Below are 24906 nucleotides of genomic sequence, written 5' to 3' on the forward strand. Positions count from 1 at the left end.
AACTCTATACTCTATACTCTATACTCTATACTCTATGCGACTAAAACTTCGGACAAGCAAAGCTTTGGCGGTAGCGCTGATAGGATTTTCTTTGGCCAAAATCCCAGTTTAACACATAGGAGAAGCTCAATTCGTGCGCACCACCGGAACCTGAGCCTAAGCCAGAAACGGTAAAATCATAGGAATAGCCAAACGAGTACCGATTGTTTTGATAGCCAATTAATCCAATGAGAGATTCACGACTCGCCGAAGATTCAGAAGTGCCTTTATTTAAAGGTAATCCGCGGTACCAAAAACCCATAACAATTGGATCTAATTGCAGATAAGTGCCTAGGTCTAATTGGCTAAAGGAGCCTTGGTTTTTAACGTAAAGTGCTGGCTTGAGGCTTTTGCCCTCAGAAATGGGCAGGCTTATTCCTGCCATAAGGGCGTATTTAGGGGCGATTAAATCATCGCTAGAACGAATCAGAGATTGATTTGGTCGGTTTAAATGATGCACGGATGCGCCAAGCCAGTAATTAGCATGGTTTAGTAATAGACCGGCTGATATGTCCACATAGCTCACGCGGTTCACAAAGGAAAGGGCAGTAGGGTCAAACGTATTTCCTAAGGTACCGTTGACTAAAAATTGGCCTAATTGATCTCCGTAGGTTAAATGGCTATAATCTAAACTGCGGAAAACGCCTGAACCTTGGATGCCCATGGAAAGTAAAGTATTCTCATTTAGGTTTGCGTGGTAGGCGTATTGAAGGCTGATTGAGTTCGTTTGAAGACTAGAAAATTGCTTGTCTGAAGAGAAAAGTAGTCCAATGCCACTGTTGATTTTTCCCAAGCTGACTTCTACTGCTGCTGCCGAATACTGATAATTAGCGGATTGATTCGGCCATTGGTTTCGATGCGTTAAATAGACCTTGTTTTGATCTTGCAAACCGGCGAAGGCGGGGGAGTTGAGTAGGGGGTTCGCTAGGTTTTGAGATAATTGCGGATCTTGCGCTGAGAGCGAAAGGGCGCTCAGTAAAAATAGGAAAGAAGAAAAAATGGATAAACGAGTCCACATAGCTCAGCAATTTACATTCATGCAACGCAATAACCAATTTATTGACTTATTTTGTGGTTGATTAAAACACCATGTACCGGACCGTATTATTTCTCTTCTTATCCCTGTCGGCATTTGCTCAAGTTCCCAGAACGATTGAGGTGAGAAACAATTGTATCAATCTGTGCAATAATTGTTCAGATGCTCCGGCTGGAACGGTTTTTGAAATTCGTGATCATTATCCGTCGTCAGCGACTTATTTATGGGATTTTGGTGAAGCCGGTGCGACCTCTACTGCGCGAACAGGAGTATATCAATATTGTAATCCGGGTGTCAAAAAAGTGTCCTTGCAAGTAACCTCTGGTGGCGTGACTACTGTTTATGGTCCTCAGGACGTTAAAATAGGGGCTTTGCCTGATTTTATTTTGGGTAAAGATTCGAACGACACGACCTTAATGATTTGTAAAGGGGATCCGGTGGTGTTGAATGCGTTTGGGTCTGTTTCCAAACCGGCCTTTCCGGTGGGTGTTTCTTGGTTTCCTAAAGGTCAGACGACGGACACTATTCGCGTCTCGGAATCAGGGTGCTATTCGGTAGTTGTGACTGATTTAAGCTCTGGCTGTGCGGCAGAGGCAAAAATGGAGGTGAAGATCTGCGGCGAGCAACCGAAGGCAGGGGGAGAGGATGGCTGGAATTTTGGCACTAACGTTTCCTTAAAATTTACGGGTGGATCATCCACACCTTCAGCAGGCAGAGGACCGATGACAACGCCGGAAGGGGTGGCCAAAATGACAGATGAGAATAATGATCTCATTTTCTATACCAATGGTTCGCGTGTCTTTGCGAAGGATAATTCACTCGTTGCGCAAGGACTCAATGGCGATACGACTCAAATTCAAGGAGTAGCCATTTTGCCTAAAACGACGTGCAAAGGCTGTCAGGCCGAATATTATATCTTTACCCTGCGCAAGAATGCATCTGGAGAAAACCAAGTGTATTATAGTATCTACGATCGGAAGCTAAATGGAGGCAAGGGCGGAGTTGCTCTCAAAAATCAATTCCTGAGTCCAGCGCCGTCTGCGGAACGCTTTGGCGTCGCTGTCAGTGGTGGAGATTATTATTGGTTGCAAACGCAAGATGCAGATTCTACGATTTTAAGAACTTTTAAAGTGTCTAAAGCGGGTATTTCTGCCCCCATCGAATCGAGTGCGAAGACTCTTGTAAAGGGACCAACGGCATCTTCCCATTTTTCTCGGGATGGCAAAGTGTTAGCCATCGCCTACGTTAGTCCGCCTTCGAATCAAGTCGATATCTATGATTTTGATGTGGCTACTGGGAAAACTACTTTTCGGTATCGAATTCCCTTAGCGAGTAGTCCCTACGGAGTGGAGTTTTCGGCTGACGGTAAAATAGTGTATGCTTCAACAAATGTGGGGCCTAATGCCCAGATTTGGCAATATTCCATCGCGTCGAAAGATTCGAGTGCCATGCAAAGATCCCAAAGTCTTTTGTGGTCTGGCCCTGGTAAAATAGGGGCACTTCAGGGAGATCCTTCCAGCGGTTCGATTATTTATGCGGCGTTTCAGGGAAGTTCGAGTCTAGGGAAAATTGTCAATCCGGATATTTCGTTGAAAGATTCAACACGGACGATTAGAGCGTCCTTTGTACGCAATGGATTGAGTTTAGCCAGTGGAACTACCAGTGGTTTAGGTCTGCCTCTATCGATTGTATTAACACCCAAACCTAATTCCACACCCAGTATTCAACAAAGTTGCGACGGAACGACCTATCATTTCAAAGTAAGCCAAGATCTGTGCGACCCGATTAAAAATGATCGTTTGGACTGGAAGATTTACCAAAGTACGCTGGATCCGACGCGCAATGCAGACGGGCTACTCGTTCCTTTGAATCCGGCTGGAACCTTGTTGTATTCGTATACAGGAACAGAAATGACCTATGATTTCAAGAAGGCTGGAGATTATGTAGTAACCGTGGCGATTTCTAATGCGTGTTTGACGAATTATATGCTGGATGCTTCCGCCTATCACGTGGAGTTATTGGATCCTTTTGTACTACCTGCTACGTATACCTTAATTTGCAAGGAAGATGCGTTGATAGGTCCTACAGCCATACCTCCGGTCGCTTCTTTCACTTATACGTGGAGTACGGGAGAGTCATCGCGTTTTATTACTGTACCCAAGCCGAGCGGAAACTATACCCTAGAAATTAAGGAGGATGCCTCCGGTTGCTCCATTAAAAAGGAGACGCAGGTGAATTTTACAACGAATCCTTTGGCCGTGAAAAAGGCCGATGGAATTATTTGCAATGATAAACCGCTATCACCTTATTTAGTAACCTTAGTTCCTTCTCCTGCTAATTTACAGGTTTCTTGGCAGGCTAATCCGGGAATTGTTTCGGGTTGGAATTCGAAAGTGCTACAAATCAATCGCAGCGGAATTTACCCGTTTACCCTGCGCGATAGTGATGGATGCGAGTTACAAGATAGCGTGAAGATCGAGGATAAATGTGATGCGGTATTGATCGCTCCTACCGTGTTTACGCCTAATGGCGATGGGCAAAATGATGTTTTTGAGCCGTCCTATAACTGGAATGAACCGAATGCGACCTATCCTAAATCGAGAACGCAGGTGATTTCCTTAGAGATTTATAACCGCTGGGGTGAGCAACTGTATCGCACGAAAGGCCCTGTTTTTAGCTGGGATGGAACCTATAATGGGGCCAAAGTTCCGCAAGAAACCTACGCCTACATCATACGCTACCAAGCGATCGATTATCCAGAAAAGGGAGTGCAAGAAAAACGCGGAGCAGTCGTCGTCGTATATTAATACGCGCGAACTTCGATCCCCTTCATAAAGTTCACGAATGATTTATTCACCACTTGATTACCTCCCGGTGTAGGGAAGTTTCCAGTGAAATACCAATCGCCAAGGTGATCTGGGCAGGCTAAATTCAAATTCGCTACGGTTTGGTAAACGATCGAAAGTTCTGCTTTTAAGCCTTTAGGACGTACGATTTCTGCGATTTTATTCGAGATTTCTTCGTCTGTGAAGGGTGCATAGATCGCTTTCACAAAGTTCTCTTCTGACGCTGTGCCGTTTTCCAAAGCGTTCAAGCAACGTAAATTCACTTCGTCTAAGATATTTTCTAAGCCGCGTTCTTTTAAAAGGGCTAATGCCGCACGGAAAGCAACAAATTCCTTCATTTTCGACATATCGATACCATAGCAATCTGGGTAGCGAATTTGGGGAGCAGAAGAAACGATAACGATTTTCTTAGGGGATAATTTATCCAATAATTTCAGGATACTTTTCTCTAAAGTGGTTCCACGAACGATGGAATCGTCGATGATCACCACGGAATCTACTTCTTTATTGATTACCTCGTAGGTGGTGTCATAAACATGCGCCACCATATCGTCGCGCTGAGCGTCAGAGGTGATGAAGGTACGCACTTTTACGTCTTTGGAGATTAATTTCTCGACACGCGGACGAAAGGTTAATAATTCTTCGAGTTCTTGTTCGAAAAGGATGCCTTCCATGATGGCATTTTTACGTTCTTTGGCCAAATGATCTTCAAGACCATCAATCATGCCTAGGAATGCCGTTTCTGCCGTGTTCGGAATGTAAGAGAATACCGTGTTTTTTAGGTCGTGATGTACCTCCTCTAAAATTTGAGGGATCAATAACTGGCCTAATTTCTTACGCTCATGGTAGATATCTGGATCGGAACCGCGAGAGAAATAGATGCGTTCGAATGAACATGATTTTTGCTCTAAACGGTCGATGAAAGGCACTTCATTTACATTACCTTCGATGTCGATAATAAGGGCGTGGCCTGGAGTAATCTCCTTAATTTGATCGTAGGCGCAGTTAAATGACGTCTTGATGGCTTGTTTTTCAGAAGCCACAACGGCCACTTCCTCATCTACATAATAGAAGGCTGGGCGAATACCTGCTGGGTCACGCGCCACAAAAGAAGCACCATATCCAGTCATTCCCACCATCGCATATCCACCGTCAAAATCTTTGCAAGAACGCTCTAAAACGCGTTTTAAGTCAATCTCTTGGGCAATTATATCCGATAATTCTGGGTTCTCGTATTGGTCTTTGTATTTGCCAAATTGGCGTTGATTCTCTTCATCTAAAAAGTGACCGATTTTTTCCATCACGGTAACCGTGTCCACTTTTTCTTTCGGGTGTTGACCTAGGGAAACCAATTTATCGAATAAATCGTCCACATTAGTCATATTGAAATTACCCGCCATAACGAGGTTACGGCTTCTCCAGTTGTTTTGACGCAACATGGGGTGGCAGTTTTCGATCTCGTTTTGACCGTGTGTTCCGTAGCGTAAATGGCCTAATAGTACCTCACCGGTGAAAGCGACATTTTCTTGCCACCAATCTGCATCGTGAACGGCATCAATGCCGGTTTCGCGTTTGACGGATTTAGCTAGCTTTTGTGCTTTCGCGAATTTCTTATTGATTTTTCCAAAAATATCTGCCACTGCTTGCGGCTCTACCGAACGGTATCTGGAAATGTAACGGTGCCCTGGTTTTACGTTGATTTTGATATTCGCCACCCCGGCTCCATCTTGTCCTCTGTTGACTTGCTTCTCCATCATCAGATAAAGTTTACTCAGTCCGTAAGTAGGTGTTTTGTATTTGTCTAAATAGTGCTGAAAAGGCTTTCGTAGGCGGATGAGGGCAATTCCGCATTCGTGCTTAATAGAATCAGACATGGAAACGTGGGGCTATTTTGTAAATCAAGCCCAAAATTAGCCAAAATAAATGACCAATAAGCTGATTTTTTTATTTTTTTATCGACTATTTCCAAAGGTTTGTTAAGACTGCTGGGAATAAGAGAGATGCGATCAAAATCGCGGTTAAAAATCCGTAAGAGTAGATTTCGAGGGAAGTCAAATCCGCCCAAAGACGGGTTTTTTCAGTCGATTTTTTGAAATACAATTGGAAGGGAATTTTCAAATAATAAAAGAGTGAAATAGCGGTCACTAAAATGGCGACTATGAGTAAAACGAGTAGCCCAATAGACGAAGTAGTTTCGTAGTTTGACCACAATAAACTGAAGTAGGTCATCTTCGCAATAAAGGTTCCTGCTGGAGGTAAACCCACCAAAGCGACTGTTCCAGTTAACAGGAAAAAAGAAGGTAAAGGTTTCTCAGAACCTAGCCCAGCAAAAGACGTGATCTTATCCGCTGCCGCCTCGTCGATTAGATAAAAAACCAACAAGCTGGCGATGCTATACAAGAAACCATAAAATAGTATCGCATCCAATGCCTGAATCGGTTGGAAGAACCAAGCCATCGCTAGAAAGCCGCCATGCGCGATGCTGGAGTAGGCGAGGAGACGTTTGGTGTTGTTTTGGCCCAATGCTCCTAAATTTCCCACTAACAAAGTCAGTATCGCTAAAACAGCTAATTCATTCGCATAGGAAATGGGTAAACCGGGTAGCAAACGAACGCCCACAAAGGCTATTGCTAGTTTAGGTGCAGTCGAAATCCAAGTCATCCAGGCGGCCGGCAATTGCTCCATTACGTCAGGATTCCAGGGATGAAAAGGCGCCCAAGACATCTTGAACAATAAGCCCACCGCAAAAAGTCCTAACGCAAAACCGCGCAAATAAGGGTCTGCCACCGAAATGCCTCGAGAGAAATCTACGCTCGTGAAATCTAAGGTCCCTGTCAGACCATACAGCAAAGAAATGCCGTAAATAAATAGGGCAGAGGACCCAAGTCCGAATAAAACATAAGGTAAACTAGCCCGAGAGGACTCTTTTCGAAGGCTTACTAACACATAAGTCCCCATCGACATCAATTCAATCGATAAGAATAAACTGAGGGCATTTGAACTTAAACTGCTCAATAAGGCACCTAATAAAATGGAAAGGAAACCGGTCAGTTCTTCGAAGGTGAGGGATTTTTTGTGGATTTGGTTCATCAATATGAGCAAAAATCCAATTCCTAAAATCAGCGTATTGATGGCATTCGATCCTAAATTTGCTTCGAATAAGCCGGAGGCAAAGGAGCCGGTTGAACCTAGTTCAGAGCGTTGAAAGCTGAGTGATAAGGCTAACAAAAGGGGGATTTGGCAGGTGAAATAGCGCCAGGACGTGCTAAATTTCTCTGTTTTTCCGTGTAAAAATAATTCAATCAAGAGACTAATTAGGATCGTACCCGCCACGATTAATTCAGGGATCGCTAGGTGTAATCCGGCCGTGATGGACTGGATTCTTTCTGCGAGCTGAGTGATGTTTGCGAACGATGACATAGCTAAAATTACAGTTTTTGGCTTAAATAATGAGCGGTTGGGTTGTTTTTCAGGCCTTTCATCTCCTCTGGCGTGCCTTGGAATGTAATATAGCCTCCATTTTCGCCTCCCTCCGGACCTAAATCAATGATGTGGTCGGCGCATTTAATCACCTCCATATTGTGCTCGATGATTACCACTGAATCACCTTGTTCCACTAAATCGTTCATAGCCTTTAGGAGCTTTTTGATATCGTGGAAGTGAAGACCCGTGGTAGGTTCGTCAAAAATAAATAAGGTCTTGCCTTTGTTAGGGTTCCCTTTGCCTAAGAAGCTGGCTAATTTCACGCGCTGTGCTTCGCCGCCCGAAAGCGAGTTCGAAGATTGCCCTAATTTGATATAGCCCAAGCCTACTTGGAAGAGCGGGTCGATTTTATCAGCAATGCGTGGTTGTTTCTCGCGGAAGAATTCCACGGCTTCTTCGACGGTTAAATCGAGGATTTCTGAGATATTTTTATCCTGGAATTTGACGTCCAAAATTTCCTGCTTAAAGCGGGATCCACCGCAAGATTCGCATGGCAGCTTAATGTCCGCCATGAATTGCATTTCGATCGTGATTTCCCCCTCGCCTTGGCAAACCTCGCAGCGTCCGCCTTCTACGTTGAAGGAGAAGTGAGCCGGTTTGTAGCCACGCGCTTTAGCCACGGGTAATTCCGAATACAAGGCTCTGATCGCATCATAGGCCTTAATATAGGTCACGGGATTTGAACGAGACGATTTGCCGATCGGCTGTTGGTCGACCATTTCGATGCTTGCAATTTTATTTGTGCTTCCTTTAATTTCGCGGAATCGCCCCGTTTCTTCGGTGCCTTGTTGCAATAAACGAAGCATCGCAGGGTACAAAATTTTACGAATCAACGTTGATTTTCCAGAGCCACTGACGCCCGTCACAACGGTCATAATGCCTAATGGGATCGCGACGTCCACATTCTTTAAATTATTTTCTGAAGCACCCGTGATTTCGATGTGGGCCAAAGGCTTGCGTCTAAAGTAAGGCACTTCGATGCGATCCTGGCCACTTAAGAAACGCAAGGTATGACTGTCGGTAGTTTTGTCCGCCAAAGCCTCTGTTAAATTCCCCTGAAAGATCAAATTCCCTCCATGGCGACCTGCTTCTGGACCAATGTCGATAATCTGATCTGCTGCACGCATTACTTCCTCCTCATGTTCCACCACAATGACCGTGTTTCCCATGTTTTTCAACATCTCTAAAACCGAAATCAGTCGCTCTGTATCTCGAGGATGCAAACCGATGCTCGGTTCATCTAAAATATACATGGAACCTACCAAAGCACTTCCCAAGGAAGTCGCTAATTTAATGCGTTGAAATTCGCCGCCTGATAGTGTGGAACTCAAACGGTTCAACGTTAAATACCCTAAACCCACCCGGTCCATATATTCCAAGCGGTTGTTAATCTCGATTAAAATACGTCTAGAAACCTGCTGATCGTGCTCGTTCAGCTCCAGGTTTTCAAAGAAGGCCTTCGTTTTCGATAGGGGCCAAAGCACCAAATCGACTAACGACGTTCCCGCAATCTTCACATAACCCGCATCCATTCGCAAGCGTGAACCGTGGCATTCTGGGCAATTCGTTTTGCCGCGGTAACGCGACAGCATCACCCGGTATTGGATTTTATAGGTCTCTTTTTCGAGGTGATCAAAAAACTGTGTCAGTCCTGCGAAATACTTATTTCCAGTCCACAATATTTTCTTTTCCGTTGCACTTAAATCCTTGTAGGGGCGGTGTATAGGGAAGTCAAATTGCACCCCATTTCGTAAAAGCGGACTAAGCCACTCGCTCATTCGCTCACTTCGCCAAGGCGCAATCGCACCCTCGTAGATGGATAAATCGTGGTCTGGAAAAACTAAGTCCGGGTCTAAACCCAGGACTTTGCCATAACCCTCACAATTGCGGCATGCGCCGTAGGGATTATTGAAGGAGAAAAGATTTAAACTCGGCTCCTCAAAAACCATCCCATCTAATTCGAATTTGTTCGAGAATATATCGCGTTTCCTGCCTTCGATTTCAATCCAGCAAACGCCTTCTCCTTCGAAATAAGCTGTTTGTACTGAATCACCCACGCGGAATTGTGTTTCTTCATCGTCTTTCTTTGAGACCAAACGGTCGATTAAAATCGCGATCTCCGCCGGTTTTTTCGCGAGCTTTTGTAAATGAGCCGGATCCTCCACTAATTCTTCCAAGGCAATGATTTCGTCTTGGAATTTTAGACGAGAATAGCCTTTCTGGATCAGTAATTGACATTCGTTTTCTAGGCTTCTGTCTTCGTGGTGAACGAGCGGAGCTAGAATCAGGACTTTCTTGCCATCGTTTTGGGCAATAAAATCCACAATATGGGAGACCGAATCTTTGCGCACTTCCTGTCCGGAAACCGGAGAAATGGTGCGGCCGATGCGGGCAAAAAGTAATTTTAAATAATCGTAAATCTCCGTCGTGGTCCCCACCGTAGAGCGCGGGTTCTTCGTATTCACCTTTTGTTCAATGGCGATCGCTGGCGAGACACCTTTGATATAATCTACCGCAGGCTTTTCCATACGCCCTAGGAATTGACGGGCGTAGCTGTTGAGGCTTTCTACATACATTCTTTGGCCCTCTGCAAACAAGGTGTCAAAGGCCAATGAAGACTTCCCTGAACCCGATAAACCCGTGATGACAACGAGTTCATTTCGTGGAATCGCCACATCCACTCCTTTCAAATTGTGCACGCGCGCACCTTTGATAATGATGTGCGTTTTCGGATCACAATTTTCAATGTTATGCTTTGACTTTGGGGAGTTCATTTTACAAAAATATCCTTTAATTTTGGTAATCAATTTAAGCCAAATGAAAAAACTACTTTTATTCTTTTCACTCCTGACTTTTGTGGGAGTTTCGGATGCTTTAGCGCAAGAACCGGTGGTCATTAAAGAGGAGGGAGCAGAGGGAGATCTGGATGTGGAAAAAGACGTGCGTGATTTGCCCTTTCGCCAACGCTTACATTTTGGTGGAGGAATTAGTGGATTGAGTTTTGGAAATCCCACGAGTATCGGGGTTTCGCCTATGGTGGGTTATTCGCTGACGAATAATTCAATCTTGGGTTTTGGGCTAACGTATCAATACTATTCTGCGAATTATGGTTCTTTAGGTACGTATTCGAGCAATCTACTTGGCGAGAAAATCTTCATTCGCCAGCATGTACCCGCGCTGAGTCAGGTCATTGGTCAAGCCTATTTGACCGGACAGGTGGAAAATTATTCGAATTTGTCCAATAATACGGGCATCTCTTATTCTAATCCAGTCTTGGTAGGAGTGGGGATTGGCTCTAAAATCGGGCTGAATTTTAATGTCATGTATGACCTAAATTACACGGCAGGGCGCTCTCCGTATGGCTCAGCGCTAGTTGTCCAAATTGGCGGATTTTTCTTTTAAAATTTAAAACAATTTAGGCCTATTATTGGTCTTGTATATCAGTGAGAATTTCTTAATTTCGAGTTCAATTTAATTTATATGTCAACGATAGCAGTAGAACCCTTATTGGTTGAGGATCCCAACCGTTTTGTGCTTTTCCCGATTAAGCACGATGATATTTGGCAATTTTATAAGAAGGCGGAAGCGTCTTTCTGGACAGCTGAAGAGATCGATTTATCTCAAGATTTAGCGGACTGGAAAAAGATGAACGATGGCGAGCGTCACTTCGTTTCACACGTTTTGGCATTCTTCGCTGCATCGGATGGTATCGTAAATGAAAATTTAGCAAATAACTTCTTGAAAGAAGTGCAGTACGCAGAGGCGAAATGTTTCTATGGTTTCCAAATCATGATGGAAAACATTCACTCAGAAACGTATTCCCTTTTAATTGATTCGTATATCAGCGATCCGAAAGAAAAAGATCACCTTTTACGTGCGATTGAGACAATCGATTGCGTCAAGAAAAAGGCGGATTGGGCTTTGAAATGGATTGAGTCAGATAATTTTGTTGAGCGTTTAATCTCATTTGCAGCGGTGGAAGGGATTTTCTTCTCAGGTTCATTCTGCTCTATTTTCTGGTTAAAGAAACGCGGTTTAATGCCTGGTCTATCGTTCTCGAACGAATTGATCTCGCGTGACGAAGGTTTACACTGTGATTTCGCATGTTTGTTGTATTCAGATCACATCAAGAATCAATTACCTCAAGAGCGTATCTACGAAATCATTCTAGACGCGGTCGAGATCGAAAAAGAATTCGTTACGGTGGCATTACCCGTTTCACTAATCGGTATGAATGCAGAAATGATGTGTCAATACATCGATTTCGTAGCTGACCGTTTATTGGTTTCATTGGGATGTAAGAAGCATTACAATGCGACAAATCCATTCGACTTCATGGAGATGATCTCTTTACAAGGAAAAACAAACTTCTTCGAGAAGCGTGTGGCTGAATACCAAAAATCAGGCGTTATGTCTGACAAGGATTCAATGTCATTCTCATTAGATGAAGACTTTTAGTCCTCTGAAATTTCAGGAAAAGGCCTCGATGAAAGTCGGGGCTTTTTTTATGGCCAGCGATTATGGCAAGCGTTCCAGGATCATGGGCAAAACAAGGCCGATGGTGATGCCTGAAACGACTTGGATGTAGGCCGTTTGCTTCCATTTAAATACGTGAAGCGACAGGATGGAAGTCGCAAGTATAAGAGTAACTACGACTATTTGGCCTATTTCTAGTCCTACATTAAAGGCCAGGAGCGGTGTAAAAATCGAGCTTTCTGCGCCTAACAAACTTTGTAAATAATTCGAGAAGCCCAGGCCATGGATCAGTCCAAAGAAGGCAACCACGCCATATTTATAGCGTTGTTCCGTCTGAACTAGATTGCTTATAGCCGCTACCAAAATCGTACAAGGAATCAAGAATTCTACCCAAGCAATATTTACCTGAATTAGGTGAAGGGTCGCTAAAGCTAAGGTAATCGAATGTCCCAGCGTAAAAGCTGTTACCAGCCAAAGTAATTTTTTATAGTCCGTGACTACATAAACGCAAGTCAGCGAGAGGATAAACAAAAGATGGTCTAGGGCAGCCCAATTCAGGATATGTCCAAGGCCTAAAGAAAAGTAGACAGAAAAATTGCTCACGGTTCGTTGTTTATTGACCAAAAATAGGGATATTCAAAGAGAAAATGGTAGACTTATTCTATGAAATTTGATTACATCATTGTGGGAGCCGGTACGGCGGGCTGTGTTTTAGCGCACCGATTATCCGAAAATCCTTTAAACCAGGTATTATTGATTGAAGCAGGAGGGGATTTTCGAGATCCCCGCATTTCGATGCCATCGGCCTATTCCTTGTTAAACCACACCTATTTAAACTGGAATTTTTTCACGGAACCACAACCGCATTTAGGGGGTCGCCGAATCTACCAGCCTCGTGGTAAAACCGTGGGCGGAAGTTCTGCGATTAACTGCATGGCGTATATTCGGGGGAATAAAGCGGATTATGACGCTTGGGCGGCTTGGGGTTGTGACGGTTGGTCCTATCAGGATGTGCTGCCCTATTTCAAAAAGTCAGAAGACAACGAAGATTTCCAGAACGAATACCACGGAAGTGGCGGCTTGCACCGGGTGGCGAAGAATCGGCATTTGACGATTTTTGGCGATGCATTTATTGAGGGTTGCTCTACTGTGGGGATCCCTGCGAATCCCGATTTCAATGGGGCGAAGCAGGTAGGAGCCGGATTATTTCAGTTCAATATTCAAGACGGCGAAAGGGCTTCTGGGGCGAAGGCCTTCATTCAACCGGCACTTTCTCGTAAAAACCTACACATCCAGACCTCTTTTCAGGTAGCTTCCTTAGTCATGCAGGGAGAAAAGGTGACTGGCTTGAAAGGCTATCAATTGGGTTCTAAGAAGCCTATCGAATTCGAGGCGTCTGAAGTTATTTTATCTGCGGGAGCTTTTCAAAGTCCGCAAATCTTACAACTATCTGGCATAGGCGATGCAGCAGAATTGAAAGCCCATGGAATCGACTCTCGCCTAGACCTACCAGGCGTGGGCAAGAATTTATCTGATCACTTATTTGTGAACATGAACGCGCAAGCTAGTACGAAGGGGCAGTCGTATAATGTGGCTTTGGGGGTTAAAAACTACTTGGATTATACGTTTAAGAAACAAGGACCACTGGCTTCGAGTCCTTTAGAGGCCGCGGCTTTCTTCGATTCGGTGAATCAATCGGATGTGCCAGATTTGCAATTCCATTTCTCTTCTGCGTGGGCTGCTGATATGTACGATTATAGTAAAATGCCGTTGAGCGATGGATTTACCATTCTGCCTACCTTGTTAAAGCCCAAAAGTCGGGGAACGGTTAGCCTGCGTTCTGCGGACTATCATGAAGCACCGGTAATCGATCCACGCTATTTGTCGGAGAAAGAAGACCTCGAAACCTTGAAGCGCGGAGTACGCATCGCACGAGATATCGTGTTGTCTACAGCGTTTGACGGATTAAGAAAAGGATCGGAATTGAATTATCCAACAGGACCTTGGAGCGAAGAACTAATCGAAAAACATATTGAACAGGCGACTGAATGCGTGTACCATCCGGTGGGAACCTGTAAGATGGGGACGGATGCGGAGGCAGTGTGTGACCCTGCGACTTTGCGCGTTCGCGGTTTGCAAGGGTTGCGTGTGACGGATGCGTCGATCATGCCCGATGTGATTTCGGGGAATACGAATTCTGCAGTGGTGATGATTGCAGAAAAGGCGGCGGATTTAATTTTGAGTAAATAACCCGCGCGAAAGCGTTTTAAAATAAAAAGAAAATGAAAAAAGTATTGATGCTACTTTGTTTTTTGGCGCCCATGATCGGCTTCGCTCAAAACGAAGAATCCCTAAAAGAAGCGGAATTAAACCGTTTTAAGGTGATGGTGGCCAAAGATATCCCCGGATTACAAGCCGTGTTGCACAAAGAATTAGTGTATTTTCACTCAAGTGGAATGCAAGATTCAAAAGATACGTATATCGCTTCCATCGCATCGGGAAAATCGAGTTATGTAACGATAACTCCAGAAGAAATGCAGCAACGTGTTTATGGGAAGACGGGAATTAATACCGGAATCTTATCCATTTTGCAGCAAGCAGCAGATGGCGTTCAGACTACGATTCGCCTACGTTTTACCGACGTGTTTGTTTACGCGGATAAGCGTTGGCAAATGGTTTCTTGGCAGTCGACTAAATTAGTTCCTGCGCAAAAGCCGTAATTTTCTCGTAGATATACGCTAGATCCTCGTCCTCGATACAATAAGGGGCGAGGATATAGATGGTATTGCCAAGGGGGCGCATCAAAATCCCTTGCTCAATAAAATAGGCATAGGCCTTGTCTCGAATCGAGTGTAGGTAGCCGTTCGCTTCACCCACCGCAATCTCCATTGCGATAATCGTGCCTTGAATTCGTACATTTTTTAGAATCGAATGATTTTTCAGCGTGGCTGCGAAAGCACGATGACGTGATTCCACACGCGCAATAGACGCCCACGTTTCTTCTTTTTCCATTAAATCCAAACTCGCATTTGCAGCCGCGCAGGCTAATGGGTTCGCCGTAAATGAATGGGAATGGAATAGGGTTTTTTTGCGATCCTCAGATAAGAATGATTTAAATAGGCTATCGCTGCAAAGCGTTAAACCCATGGCCATCATGCCCCCGGTTAGGCCTTTTGAGAAGCAGGCGATGTCTGGTTTTTCAGCCAAATAATCCATCGCAAACCACTTCCCCGTACGACCGAATCCGGTCATAATTTCATCTGCGATACAGAGCATGTCTTTTTCATGTGCCATCCGAATAAGCGCATCTAAGGTAGACGCCTCGTACATTTTCATTCCTCCCGCCCCTTGAATTAAGGGTTCGAAGATGAAAGCGGCATAGTCATCTGCGTTTAAAGAAGACATAGCTGCTAGGCAAGCTTGAGTGTCTTGGGGGCTTGGCAAAAATTCCACCTCGAATAGCATATCCTGAAATGGCGCATTGAAGGAGCTCGGAGCCCCTAAACTCATTGCCCCAAAGGTATCCCCATGGTAAGCATCCGCGAATGCGAGTATTTTTCTACGCTTCGTGTTTCCTTGGTTGTGGAAGAATTGCAAGGCCATTTTGATGGCAACCTCCACGGCTGTGGAACCATTATCTGAAAAGAAAACCCGTTCGAAATTAGGTGGCAAATGACTCAATAGTCGTTCTGAAAGTCGAATCGCCGGTTCGTGAGTAAAGCCAGCGAAAATGACTTGTTCGAGCAGGAGAGCTTGTTCGTACACTTTTTGGGCTAAATACGGATGCCCATGTCCGTGAATATTCACCCACCAAGACGAAATCGCATCAATGTATTTTTTGCCGTCTGTATCAACTAAATACGCACCTTTTCCACTCGCAATCGGAATCGAAATAGGTTCGATCTGGTGTTGCGTGAAGGGGTGCCAAACAACCGCCGCATCCCGAGAAGACAAATTCGAATTAGACATGGATTTTATTTGCATACGAAGCGATGACCGCTTCATTAATTTCTGATTCCTGATTCACGCGCAAAATAAGCGGCAAACCGGTGTGATTCAAAATAAACTTTTCGCCGGATGGATTTTCGGGTCCATTGAACACGATTCCGGCCATTTGAACTCCGTGCTGTTTTAATAGCTCATAACTTAATAAGGTATGATTCAGGCTGCCTAAATAGTTTTTGCTCACTAAAATGACCGGCAAATTCAGGTGTTTGATTAAGTCTAGATTCGTCTGTTGATCATTCAATGGCACCATAATTCCACCGGCTAATTCGACGATTAAAGTCTTGTCAGTGGGAATTTTAAAACGCTCCACTGAGATTGTTATCCCATCGATCTCCGCCGCTGAATGCGGGGACATGGGTTGGGTTAACGCATAGGTGGACGAATGAACCGTGGCCGATGGAACCCAATTTCGGATCCAATAGGCGTCTCCCGTATCTAAATCCCCGGCTTGAACCGGTTTCCAATAATCAGCTTTTAAACCAGCTGTTAAAATGGCGGAAACAACGGTTTTCCCGATTTCAGTACCGATTCCGGCGACGATAAATTGTTTCATTCGAGTGCTTGGATGAGGGAAAGTAGTTGTTCTGATGTATGGTTTGCGCTGAGCGTAATTCTGATGCGCTCTTTGCCTTTCGCTACCGTAGGGAAAACGATGGGTTTGATGGCGAATTCGCTGGCGGAGGCTGCTTTTGCTCGCACGGCCTCGTTTCCGGTGACGAAAAAGGTTTGGATGGCGGTTTGGCTATCTCCCCAGGCATCAGAATGGCAGTTTGCGCGGAAGAAAGCAATGTTTTCTTGCAGTTTTTGTCTGGCGTCGTTTTGGGAAGGCAAATAATGCAAGGTGCTTAATAGCGCTGAAACGTGTGCCGGTGTGGGTGCCGTGGAATAGATGAAGGGTCTAGCGAAGTTCACGAGGTATTCTTTGAGGGCCAAAGACCCCAAGACTACCGCTCCCGCATTTCCCCAGGCTTTTCCGAAGGTCATTACCCGAGCAAAAACGTCTTCACAAAGACCCAACTCATACACTAAACCTTGTCCTTCAGGTCCATAAACTCCACCAGAATGCGCCTCATCCACGATGAGCACGGCCTGGTATTTGTTTTTCAATGCAACTAATTCCGATAGCGGAGCTACGTCGCCATCCATCGAATAAACCGATTCCACGACAATCCACTTACGAGTTTCGGCGGGGTATTGATCTAAAAGATGAACTAAGTCATCCAGGTTATTGTGCTTGAAGATTCGTCGTTCGGCTTTGGAAAGACGTAAACCATCAATTAAACTCGCATGTAATAGTTTATCGCAGAAAATGACGTCGCCTTCTTGTGGTAAGGAAGAAATCAAACCGATGTTTGCATCGTAGCCTGAACTAAACAGTAAAGCGGCTTCTGATCCGTGGAAAGCAGCGCATTCTTTTTCGAATTGTTCGATTAAAGCTGAGTGTCCCGATATGAGTCGAGAACCAGTGGCTCCATTTTTGCGTGCCGCTGCGGGTAAAGCCTCGAAATCGCGCGCAATAGACGCTGCGAGAACGGGATCACCTGCTAATCCGAGGTAATCGTTTGAGCAGAAATCCGTTCGGCCATCTAGCACGGATAATTGCCTGAATAAGCCCTCTTTACGACGGGATTCCAAAAGGTCAATAAGCTGCTGCTGAATGTTTTCCATAGATTCTTGTGCTGCAAAACTACGAAATAATCGATGTGGACGTGTATTTTATCATTTAATTGATTTTAAAGCCCAAATTTTGGCCTAAAACCTTGACAATTCCCCGCTAATACCGTAGTATTGCATGTCGATTCTGACAATTCAACGAGTAAACGTCCCCTAATTTTCTCATTTGACACACATTCTGACAGAACTGTCTGTTGTCAATCTTAATTAATCATTCCCCCTTTATGGAAGATAAGCCTATCAAAAGAGTAAAAAAAGCACAAGAAGAAGATTCATCATCAAACGAACGACCTAAGCGTCAACGAATTAAGAAGAGCAACGAAGAAGCCCCTTTGTTACCGATGGGAAACCAGACTGAAGCATCACCTGAAGCGGAGGCACCTATCGAATACAAAGAAGTAGCAGCCCCTGAAGAATTCTTAGTCGATACGTCCTTCATTACCAGCACAGAAAATACCAAAGATGAGGTTTCTCCTACGGATGCGCCTGTCGATGTGGATAAATTACCGAAAGAAGAAGCATCAGCACCAGTGCATCATCACAAACCACGTTCGAATTACAACCAAGTCATTAAAGAATTAGATGGTTTGATCGAAAACGAAGGGGTGTTAGAGATTATGCAAGAGGGCGGATACGGATTTATGCGTTCGTCTGATTACAATTACTTGGCATCTCCGGATGATATTTATGTGTCGCCATCACAAATTAAAATGTTTGGTTTGAAGACGGGAGACACAATTTTAGGTAAGATTCGTCCACCGAAAGAAGGGGAGAAGTATTTCGCTTTATTAAAAGTGGAATCAGTGAATGGAAAGACGACGGATGAGATTCGCGACCGGATCAATTTTGAATATTTGACGCCTTTGTTCCCAGAGGAAAAGTTGAACTTGTCATCGACGCCGGATAATTATTCCACGCGTATTTTAGACCTGTTTGCGCCTATCGGTAAGGGCCAAAGGGGTATGATCGTTGCCCAGCCTAAAACGGGTAAAACGGTATTATTAAAAGACATCGCCAACGCGATTTCCCGCAACCACCCAGAAGTGTATTTGATCATCTTATTGATCGATGAGCGTCCGGAGGAGGTAACGGATATGCAGCGTTCCGTGCGTGCAGAGGTAATTTCATCTACTTTCGATGAGCAAGCAGAGCGTCACGTGAAAGTGGCTAATTTGGTTTTAGAGAAGGCCAAAAGAATGGTGGAATGCGGTCACGATGTCGTTATCCTATTAGATTCGATTACACGTCTTGCACGTGCTTACAATACAGTGGTTCCATCATCTGGTAAGATTTTATCGGGTGGTGTGGATGCCAACGCGTTACACAAGCCGAAGCGTTTCTTCGGAGCAGCTCGTAACGTCGAAAATGGCGGATCTTTAACCATCATCGCAACTGCCTTGATAGAAACGGGATCGAAAATGGACGAAGTAATCTTTGAGGAATTCAAAGGAACGGGTAACATGGAATTACAATTAGATCGCAAGCTTGCGAACCGTCGAATCTATCCATCGATCGATGTGACGGCTTCAGGTACGCGTCGCGAGGATCTATTGATGGATCCAGCGGTGCTACAACGTGTTTGGATCTTGCGTAAGCACATGTCCGACATGAACTCAGTTGAAGCGATGGAATTCTTGCAACAGCAAATGAAAGGGACGAGAAACAACGAAGAGTTCTTGGTATCCATGAATCGATAGTATTATGTCAAACATACAGCCAGTTTGGTTCATTGGGCACGGAAGCCCGATGAACGCACTGGCAGACAATCCATTTACGGCATCATTGAATACGCTAGGGGCCTCTATTGCGCCACCTAAAGCCATTCTAGTAGTATCCGCTCATTGGTTAACGCGCGGTATTACCCAAGTGCAAGCGTCGCCGATGCCGGAGACGATCCACGATTTTGGAGGATTTCCGCGTGCCTTGCACGAATTTCAATACCCCGCACCAGGAAGCCCAGAAACAGCCAAAATGCTCGCTTCCGGCTCCCAAAAAATCCAAGAAACCACCGAATGGGGTTTAGATCATGGTGCGTGGTCAGTACTTTGCCATCTATTTCCAAATCACGACATTCCCTGTTTTGAGATGTCCATTGACTATTCTCAACCATTGGCTTACCACGTAACCCTAGCGCAAGAATTACAATTCTTACGGGAAAGAGGCGTCTTGATCGTGGGAAGTGGGAATATTGTTCACAATTTACAGGCTAGCATACCGAATCTCTCGATGGGGCAGGAACATTTCGCCTATGACTGGGCACAGGAATTTGATGCCTGGACGATGCAGAAATTGCTGGATAAGGATATCTCGAGTTTAGTGGATTACGCGCATGCCCCAGGTGGATTAAAATCTGTTCCCACGCCGGATCACTACATTCCGATGTTGTATGCGTTGGCTTTAGCCCGCAAAGACGAGACCGTGCGCTTTACTTACGATGAACTCGTGTATGGTGGAATCTCGATGCGCTGCTTCGAAATCGCTTAATAGCCCAGAAAAACTTTGTCGATGATGCTGCAAGCTTGATCCATCTCTGCACCTGTAATGGTGAGGGGAGGAGCTAGTCTTATTTTATTGCCATGTGTAGGTTTCGCTAGCAATCCCTTTTTCATTAAATCTAAACAGATTTCCCAAGCCACATGGCTATCTTCGTCGGTGTCAATTTCGATGGCACATAAAAGCCCTTTTCCTCTGACTGATTTAATTAAGGCGGTTTTATCTCGCAAATTTTCCAAAAACGTCAACAACTGCAAACCTCGAATCGCCGCATTTTCAACTAGATCCTCGTCTTCGATGATATCGATGGCTACGTTCGTGACTGCGCAGGCTAATGGATTTCCACCATAGGTCGAACCATGTTCGCCTGGTTTGATGGTGAGCATAATCTCGTCGTTGCAGAGCACCGCTGAGACTGGCATAAATCCGCCCGAAAGTGCTTTGCCTAGTAATAAAATATCCGGATGCACTAATTCGTGGTGACAGGCTAACCAGGCACCTGTGCGACCTAAACCGGTTTGGATCTCATCTGCGATGAAAAGCACGCGGTGTTTTTTGCATAAAGCAGCTGCTTTTTTCAAATAGCCAGGCGACGGGATAACGACCCCAGCTTCACCTTGAATGGGTTCCACCATGAACGCCGCGACATGAGGGTTTTGTAATTTCTCTTCTAGAGCGGCTAAATCGTTGTAGGGAATCCGACTGAAACCCGGAACAAAAGGACCGAAGTTGCGATAGGACGACGGATCATTCGATGATGAAACCGCCGCAATCGTTCTACCCCAAAAATTCCCTTCCGCAAAAATAATTTCCGCTTGATTCGCTGGAACGCCTTTCACCTCATAAGCCCATTTTCGGGCTAATTTGATGGCAGATTCGCCGGCCTCCACGCCCGTGTTCATTAAGAGAACTTTTTCGTAGCCGAATTTCTCCGCTAATTTCTTCTCCGTCGAACCTAATAGATTCGTATGAAAAGCGCGGGAGCTGAGCGTTAATTTAGACGCCTGATCTGAAATGGCTTTCACTAACCGCGGGTGGCAATGTCCTTGATTTACTGCACTATAGGCAGATAAAAAATCGAGGTACTTTTTTCCCGTTACATCATACACATGCACCCCCTCACCGCGTTCTAAAACGACCGGCAATGGATGGTAATTATGTGCCCCAAAATCAGATTCTAACTCAATATACTCTTGTGGGGTCATAGCAATTCGTAAATTCCTGCTACCCCTTGACCGCCACCTACGCAGGCCGTGACCATACCGTATTTTTGGTTGCGTAGACGCATTTCGTTGAATAATTGGATGGACAATTTAGCGCCAGAACATCCTAGCGGGTGTCCTAAAGCAATCGCCCCGCCATTTACATTCACAATAGTGGGATCGATATCGAGGGTTTTCATGACAGCCAAAGACTGCGCCGCAAACGCCTCGTTCAATTCAATTTGTTGGATATCTTTCAGCGTTAATCCGGCCTTTTTCAAGGCAATCGGAATCGCCTCTACTGGACCAATTCCCATCAAACTAGGTTCAACCCCCGCTGTCGCGTAAGAAACCATGCGAGCAATAGGCTCTAAATGTAGTTCTTTGACTAATTTCTCTGAAACGACTAAAACAAAAGCCGCTCCATCGGAAGTTTGGGACGCATTACCCGCGGTAACGGTTCCGCCCATCGCAAATGCCGGTTTTAATTTACCTAAAGCTTCGATGGTTGTATCTGCACGTGGACCCTCGTCTTCAGACACGGTCCAGCTGCGGGTTTGTTTCTTACCTGATTTGGCATCGAAATAATTCTCCGTTACTTCCACGGGAACGATTTGTGACGTGAATTTTCCGGCTTTTTGAGCTTCCAATGCTTTCATGTGAGAAGCAAAAGAGAACGCATCTTGCTCGTCGCGCGTCACATTGTATTTCTTACTTACTTCCTCTGCCGTCAGACCCATTCCGATGTAATAATCCGGATGTTCGTTCGCTATTCCGTAGTTTAAGACCGTTTTATGGCCCATCATCGGTAACATCGTCATCGATTCGGTACCTCCTGCAATGACACAATCGGCCATTCCAGAAGCAACTTTAGCGGAGGCCAAAGCAATCGCCTCTAAACCAGAACCGCAATAGCGGTTGATGATAAAACCGGGAACGTTTTTGGGTAATGATAAAAGGGAAATGTAGCGCGCCATTTGCATCCCTTGCTCGGCTTCGGGAATGGCGTTGCCCACGATCAAATCGTCGACACGTGCCGGATCTAAATTAGGCACTTGCTTCATCAAATGTTTAATGACTTCCGCCGCTAAATCATCTGGACGCATCGTTCTGAAACCTCCTCTTTTGGCTTTTGCAACTGCTGTGCGGTAACCTGCTATGATATATGCATTCATCTTCGTACGATTTAATTTCTGAGTGGTTTACCGCCACCTAATAAACTTTGGATTCTGTCCATGGTCTTTTTCTCGCCACATAGTGAAAGGAAAGCCTCTCTCTCTAGGTCGAGTAAATACGTTTCGCTCACGACTTGCGGAGCGTCTAAATCGCCACCACAAATCGCGTAGGCTAATTTATTCGCAATTAAGGCGTCGTGTTCTGAGATGTAACGTCCCATTAACATGCCTTGGATTCCTGCTTTGAATAGGGCCAAACCTTGTTTTCCCTCCACCCAGACGTCGTTGCGTCTCGCTTTTTGGACATATCCTGCGTCTGCTAAGGCCAAAGCCTCTCTTTTCGCCTCTGATATTACCTGGTTGCGATTCAACACGATGCGATCCTGAGCGCGTAAATAATTCATCTCTCTCGCTTCGTGCGCCGAAGTACTCACGCGCGCCGTTGCGATATTCATAAAGGCCTCTTGCAAACGGTTCAACTCTACATCGCCTGCGCGACGGGCATCGCCCATTCTTAAGGCCATCTCTTTCGTTCCACCACCCGCAGGAATCAAGCCGACTCCCACTTCCACTAGACCCATATATAATTCCGCATGAGCGACAATCTTATCCGCGTGTAAGTTGATTTCGCAACCGCCACCCAAGGCTAAGGTATGTGGTGCCACCACTACCGGAATACCGGAGTAGCGCACACGCATCATCGTCTCTTGGAACGTCGCGATCATATTGTTGATGTCGTCGAATTTCTGTTCCATCGCGAACATGAACAACATCCCTAGATTCGCGCCGGCAGAGAATGCCTCGTTCGACTCGTTTCCGATTACTAAACCTTGGAAATCTTTTTCCGCCGTCGCGATCGCCTCTTGAATGCCTTCCAGCACCCCTTGGCCCATCGTGTTCATTTTCGAGTGGAATTCTAAGCCTAAAATGCCATCGCCTAAATCCACGATGTGCATATCGTCGTTCGACGAAACAGTCTTCGTAGGCTTTAAGATCTGCAAATTGATTTGCTTCTCCGCTCCTGCAATCGCTTGGTATTTCTTAGTCGCAATGTCGTAGAACAAACGCTTACCGCCCTCCACTTTGTAGAAAGAAGTATGGCCTGCTGCCACCATCTCCGTTACCCAAGCTGCGGGTGCAAGACCCTCGGCTTTCATTAATTCGATTCCATTCACGACACCGATGGCATCCCAGGTTTCAAAAATTCCCATCTCCCAGCCAAAACCCGCGCAAATCGCTTGGTCAATTTTGACTAGATCATCTGCGATTTCTGGAATGCGATTTGACGCATAACGGAAACCATCTAATATGGTTTTGCGGTAGAATTCGCCGGCTAAATCTTTTCCCGCTAATAAAAGCGCGAAACGATCGGCTAGGTTATCGATCGCTTTCGAGCGATCTAAGGTTTCAAAGTTGACTCTTTCCGCCGCGCGGTATTCAAACGTGTGAAGATCTAGGCTCAGGATAACCGTTTTGCCTTTCTCGTCTTTGGTCTTCTTATAAAATCCTTGACCCGTTTTATCACCCAGCCATTTGTTTTCCATCAAACGCTGTAACATCACCGGTAGGTTAAAAATATCTTTGCTTTCGTCGTTTACGAGTGCGGCTTTTAAATTGTTCGCCACGTGAACCGTCGTGTCTAAACCAACGACATCCGAAAGGCGGAATGTACCAGATTTAGGACGACCTACGACTTTGGAGGTCAATTTATCAACTTGCTCTACCGTTAAGCCTAATTCCTCCACCACTTTCATCGTCTGCATCATCGAATAAACGCCGATGCGGTTCGCGATAAATGCCGGGGTGTCTTTGCAAAGAACGGCTGTTTTACCTAGTTGAGTTTCGCCGTAGCCTAATAAGAATTCGATAATCGCAGCATCCGTTTTAGGACCTGGAATCACTTCGAATAAACGTAGGTAACGGGGAGGGTTGAAGAAGTGGGTTCCGCAAAAATGTTTTTGGAAATCATCACTTCTACCTTCTGACATCAAATGAATCGGGATACCCGATGTATTCGAGGTAACTAAGGTGCCCGGCGTGCGGAACTTCTCTACCTTTTCGTAGAGTGATTGTTTGATGGCTAGGTTTTCAACGACTACCTCCATGATCCAGTCCGCTGAACTGATTTCAGATAAGTTGTCATCGAAGTTGCCTAGCTTAATGTTATTCGCAAAGCCCGCTGCATAGAGCGATGCGGGCTTTGCTTTTATAGTTTGTTGAAATGCTGCGTTGACGATTCGGTTACGTACCGAAGGGTGTTCTAAACGAAGACCTTTGGCCTCTTCCTCTGGGCTCAAAGTCTGGGGTGCAATGTCCAATAAAAGGACCTGAACCCCAATATTTGCGAAATGACAGGCTATTCTAGAGCCCATAATTCCTGAGCCTAAAATGGCTACTTTTTTAATGGCACGATTCATATCTACGTTTTTAAATCTCGATGCGTAAATATAAATAAAAGGAATTATGTTATGCAA

General features: G+C 45.1%; 18 protein-coding genes. 7 read left to right on the forward strand and 11 right to left on the reverse strand.

All coding sequences use genetic code 11. From position 1 onward, the window contains the following. Window positions 1–40: 40 nt before the first annotated feature. Window positions 41–1057 (reverse strand): PorP/SprF family type IX secretion system membrane protein, encoded by a 1017-nt coding sequence (locus SKC35_RS00560; protein ID WP_377977567.1) that lies wholly within the window; start codon window positions 1055–1057, stop codon window positions 41–43. Window positions 1058–1128: 71 nt separating this feature from the next. Between SKC35_RS00560 and SKC35_RS00565 the strand changes: the two genes are divergently transcribed. After that, entirely contained in the window at window positions 1129–3882 is a 2754-nt protein-coding gene (locus tag SKC35_RS00565) for a T9SS type B sorting domain-containing protein (RefSeq protein WP_377977568.1), read from the forward strand. Here SKC35_RS00565 and SKC35_RS00570 read toward each other — a convergent pair. The 3 genes from SKC35_RS00570 to uvrA form a co-directional block, all read right to left on the reverse strand. After that, complete coding sequence (locus tag SKC35_RS00570; RefSeq protein WP_377977569.1) at window positions 3879–5795, reverse strand: amidophosphoribosyltransferase; 1917 nt, start codon at window positions 5793–5795, stop codon at window positions 3879–3881. The genes SKC35_RS00565 and SKC35_RS00570 overlap by 4 nt on opposite strands. A gap of 85 nt (window positions 5796–5880) precedes the next feature. After that, the gene (locus SKC35_RS00575) at window positions 5881–7341 is read right to left on the reverse strand and encodes an NADH-quinone oxidoreductase subunit N (protein ID WP_377977570.1); all 1461 of its coding nucleotides are present in this window, start codon (window positions 7339–7341) and stop codon (window positions 5881–5883) included. An 8-nt stretch (window positions 7342–7349) separates the two neighbouring features. Further along, window positions 7350–10178 carry an excinuclease ABC subunit UvrA gene (gene uvrA / locus SKC35_RS00580; RefSeq protein ID WP_377977571.1) on the reverse strand — a complete coding sequence of 943 codons (2829 nt, stop codon included), beginning with the start codon at window positions 10176–10178 and terminating at the stop codon, window positions 7350–7352. Window positions 10179–10221: 43 nt separating this feature from the next. Between uvrA and SKC35_RS00585 the strand changes: the two genes are divergently transcribed. After that, window positions 10222–10806 (forward strand): hypothetical protein, encoded by a 585-nt coding sequence (locus SKC35_RS00585; protein WP_377977572.1) that lies wholly within the window; start codon window positions 10222–10224, stop codon window positions 10804–10806. A gap of 78 nt (window positions 10807–10884) precedes the next feature. Next, the gene (locus SKC35_RS00590; RefSeq protein WP_377977573.1) at window positions 10885–11862 is read left to right on the forward strand and encodes a ribonucleoside-diphosphate reductase small subunit; all 978 of its coding nucleotides are present in this window, start codon (window positions 10885–10887) and stop codon (window positions 11860–11862) included. Between the two features lie 60 nt (window positions 11863–11922). Here SKC35_RS00590 and SKC35_RS00595 read toward each other — a convergent pair whose 3' ends face one another. Continuing rightward, on the reverse strand, window positions 11923–12483 hold the full coding sequence (locus tag SKC35_RS00595) for a HupE/UreJ family protein (RefSeq protein WP_377977574.1): 561 nt from the start codon (window positions 12481–12483) through the stop codon (window positions 11923–11925). A 60-nt stretch (window positions 12484–12543) separates the two neighbouring features. Between SKC35_RS00595 and SKC35_RS00600 the strand changes: the two genes are divergently transcribed. Next, window positions 12544–14130, forward strand: coding sequence for a GMC family oxidoreductase (locus SKC35_RS00600; RefSeq protein ID WP_377977575.1), 1587 nt, complete (start codon window positions 12544–12546; stop codon window positions 14128–14130). Window positions 14131–14162: 32 nt separating this feature from the next. Then, on the forward strand, window positions 14163–14600 hold the full coding sequence (locus tag SKC35_RS00605; RefSeq protein WP_377977576.1) for a nuclear transport factor 2 family protein: 438 nt from the start codon (window positions 14163–14165) through the stop codon (window positions 14598–14600). Here SKC35_RS00605 and bioA read toward each other — a convergent pair. The 3 genes from bioA to SKC35_RS00620 are packed head-to-tail and all read right to left on the reverse strand — an operon-like array spanning window position 14572 to window position 17556. Beyond that, on the reverse strand, window positions 14572–15849 hold the full coding sequence (gene bioA / locus SKC35_RS00610; RefSeq protein WP_377977577.1) for an adenosylmethionine--8-amino-7-oxononanoate transaminase: 1278 nt from the start codon (window positions 15847–15849) through the stop codon (window positions 14572–14574). The two genes, SKC35_RS00605 and bioA, sit on opposite strands and share 29 nt — an antisense overlap. Continuing rightward, complete coding sequence (gene bioD / locus SKC35_RS00615; RefSeq protein WP_377977578.1) at window positions 15842–16441, reverse strand: dethiobiotin synthase; 600 nt, start codon at window positions 16439–16441, stop codon at window positions 15842–15844. Before bioD ends, bioA begins: the two co-directional genes overlap by 8 nt. Further along, window positions 16438–17556 (reverse strand): aminotransferase class I/II-fold pyridoxal phosphate-dependent enzyme, encoded by a 1119-nt coding sequence (locus tag SKC35_RS00620; RefSeq protein WP_377977579.1) that lies wholly within the window; start codon window positions 17554–17556, stop codon window positions 16438–16440. The genes bioD and SKC35_RS00620 overlap by 4 nt, the downstream gene beginning before the upstream one ends. Window positions 17557–17786: 230 nt before the next feature. Between SKC35_RS00620 and rho the strand changes: the two genes are divergently transcribed. Then, window positions 17787–19259: a transcription termination factor Rho gene (gene rho / locus SKC35_RS00625; RefSeq protein ID WP_377977580.1), complete on the forward strand. Its 1473-nt coding sequence runs from the start codon at window positions 17787–17789 to the stop codon at window positions 19257–19259. A 4-nt stretch (window positions 19260–19263) separates the two neighbouring features. Further along, window positions 19264–20046, forward strand: a complete 783-nt coding sequence (gene ygiD / locus SKC35_RS00630; RefSeq protein ID WP_377977581.1) for a 4,5-DOPA-extradiol-dioxygenase — start codon at window positions 19264–19266, stop codon at window positions 20044–20046. Here ygiD and rocD read toward each other — a convergent pair. Genes rocD through SKC35_RS00645 form a run of 3 tightly spaced genes read right to left on the reverse strand, consistent with a single transcriptional unit; the run spans window position 20043 to window position 24849 of the window. Then, on the reverse strand, window positions 20043–21260 hold the full coding sequence (rocD, locus tag SKC35_RS00635) for an ornithine--oxo-acid transaminase (RefSeq protein WP_377977582.1): 1218 nt from the start codon (window positions 21258–21260) through the stop codon (window positions 20043–20045). The two genes, ygiD and rocD, sit on opposite strands and share 4 nt — an antisense overlap. After that, window positions 21257–22432: an acetyl-CoA C-acyltransferase gene (locus tag SKC35_RS00640; RefSeq protein ID WP_377977583.1), complete on the reverse strand. Its 1176-nt coding sequence runs from the start codon at window positions 22430–22432 to the stop codon at window positions 21257–21259. Before SKC35_RS00640 ends, rocD begins: the two co-directional genes overlap by 4 nt. A gap of 11 nt (window positions 22433–22443) precedes the next feature. Further along, window positions 22444–24849: a 3-hydroxyacyl-CoA dehydrogenase/enoyl-CoA hydratase family protein gene (locus tag SKC35_RS00645; RefSeq protein WP_377977584.1), complete on the reverse strand. Its 2406-nt coding sequence runs from the start codon at window positions 24847–24849 to the stop codon at window positions 22444–22446. Between the last annotated feature and the right edge of the window lie 57 nt (window positions 24850–24906).

It is taken from the genome of Aquirufa originis (genome assembly GCF_042714495.1).
Taxonomy (GTDB): domain Bacteria; phylum Bacteroidota; class Bacteroidia; order Cytophagales; family Spirosomataceae; genus Aquirufa; species Aquirufa originis.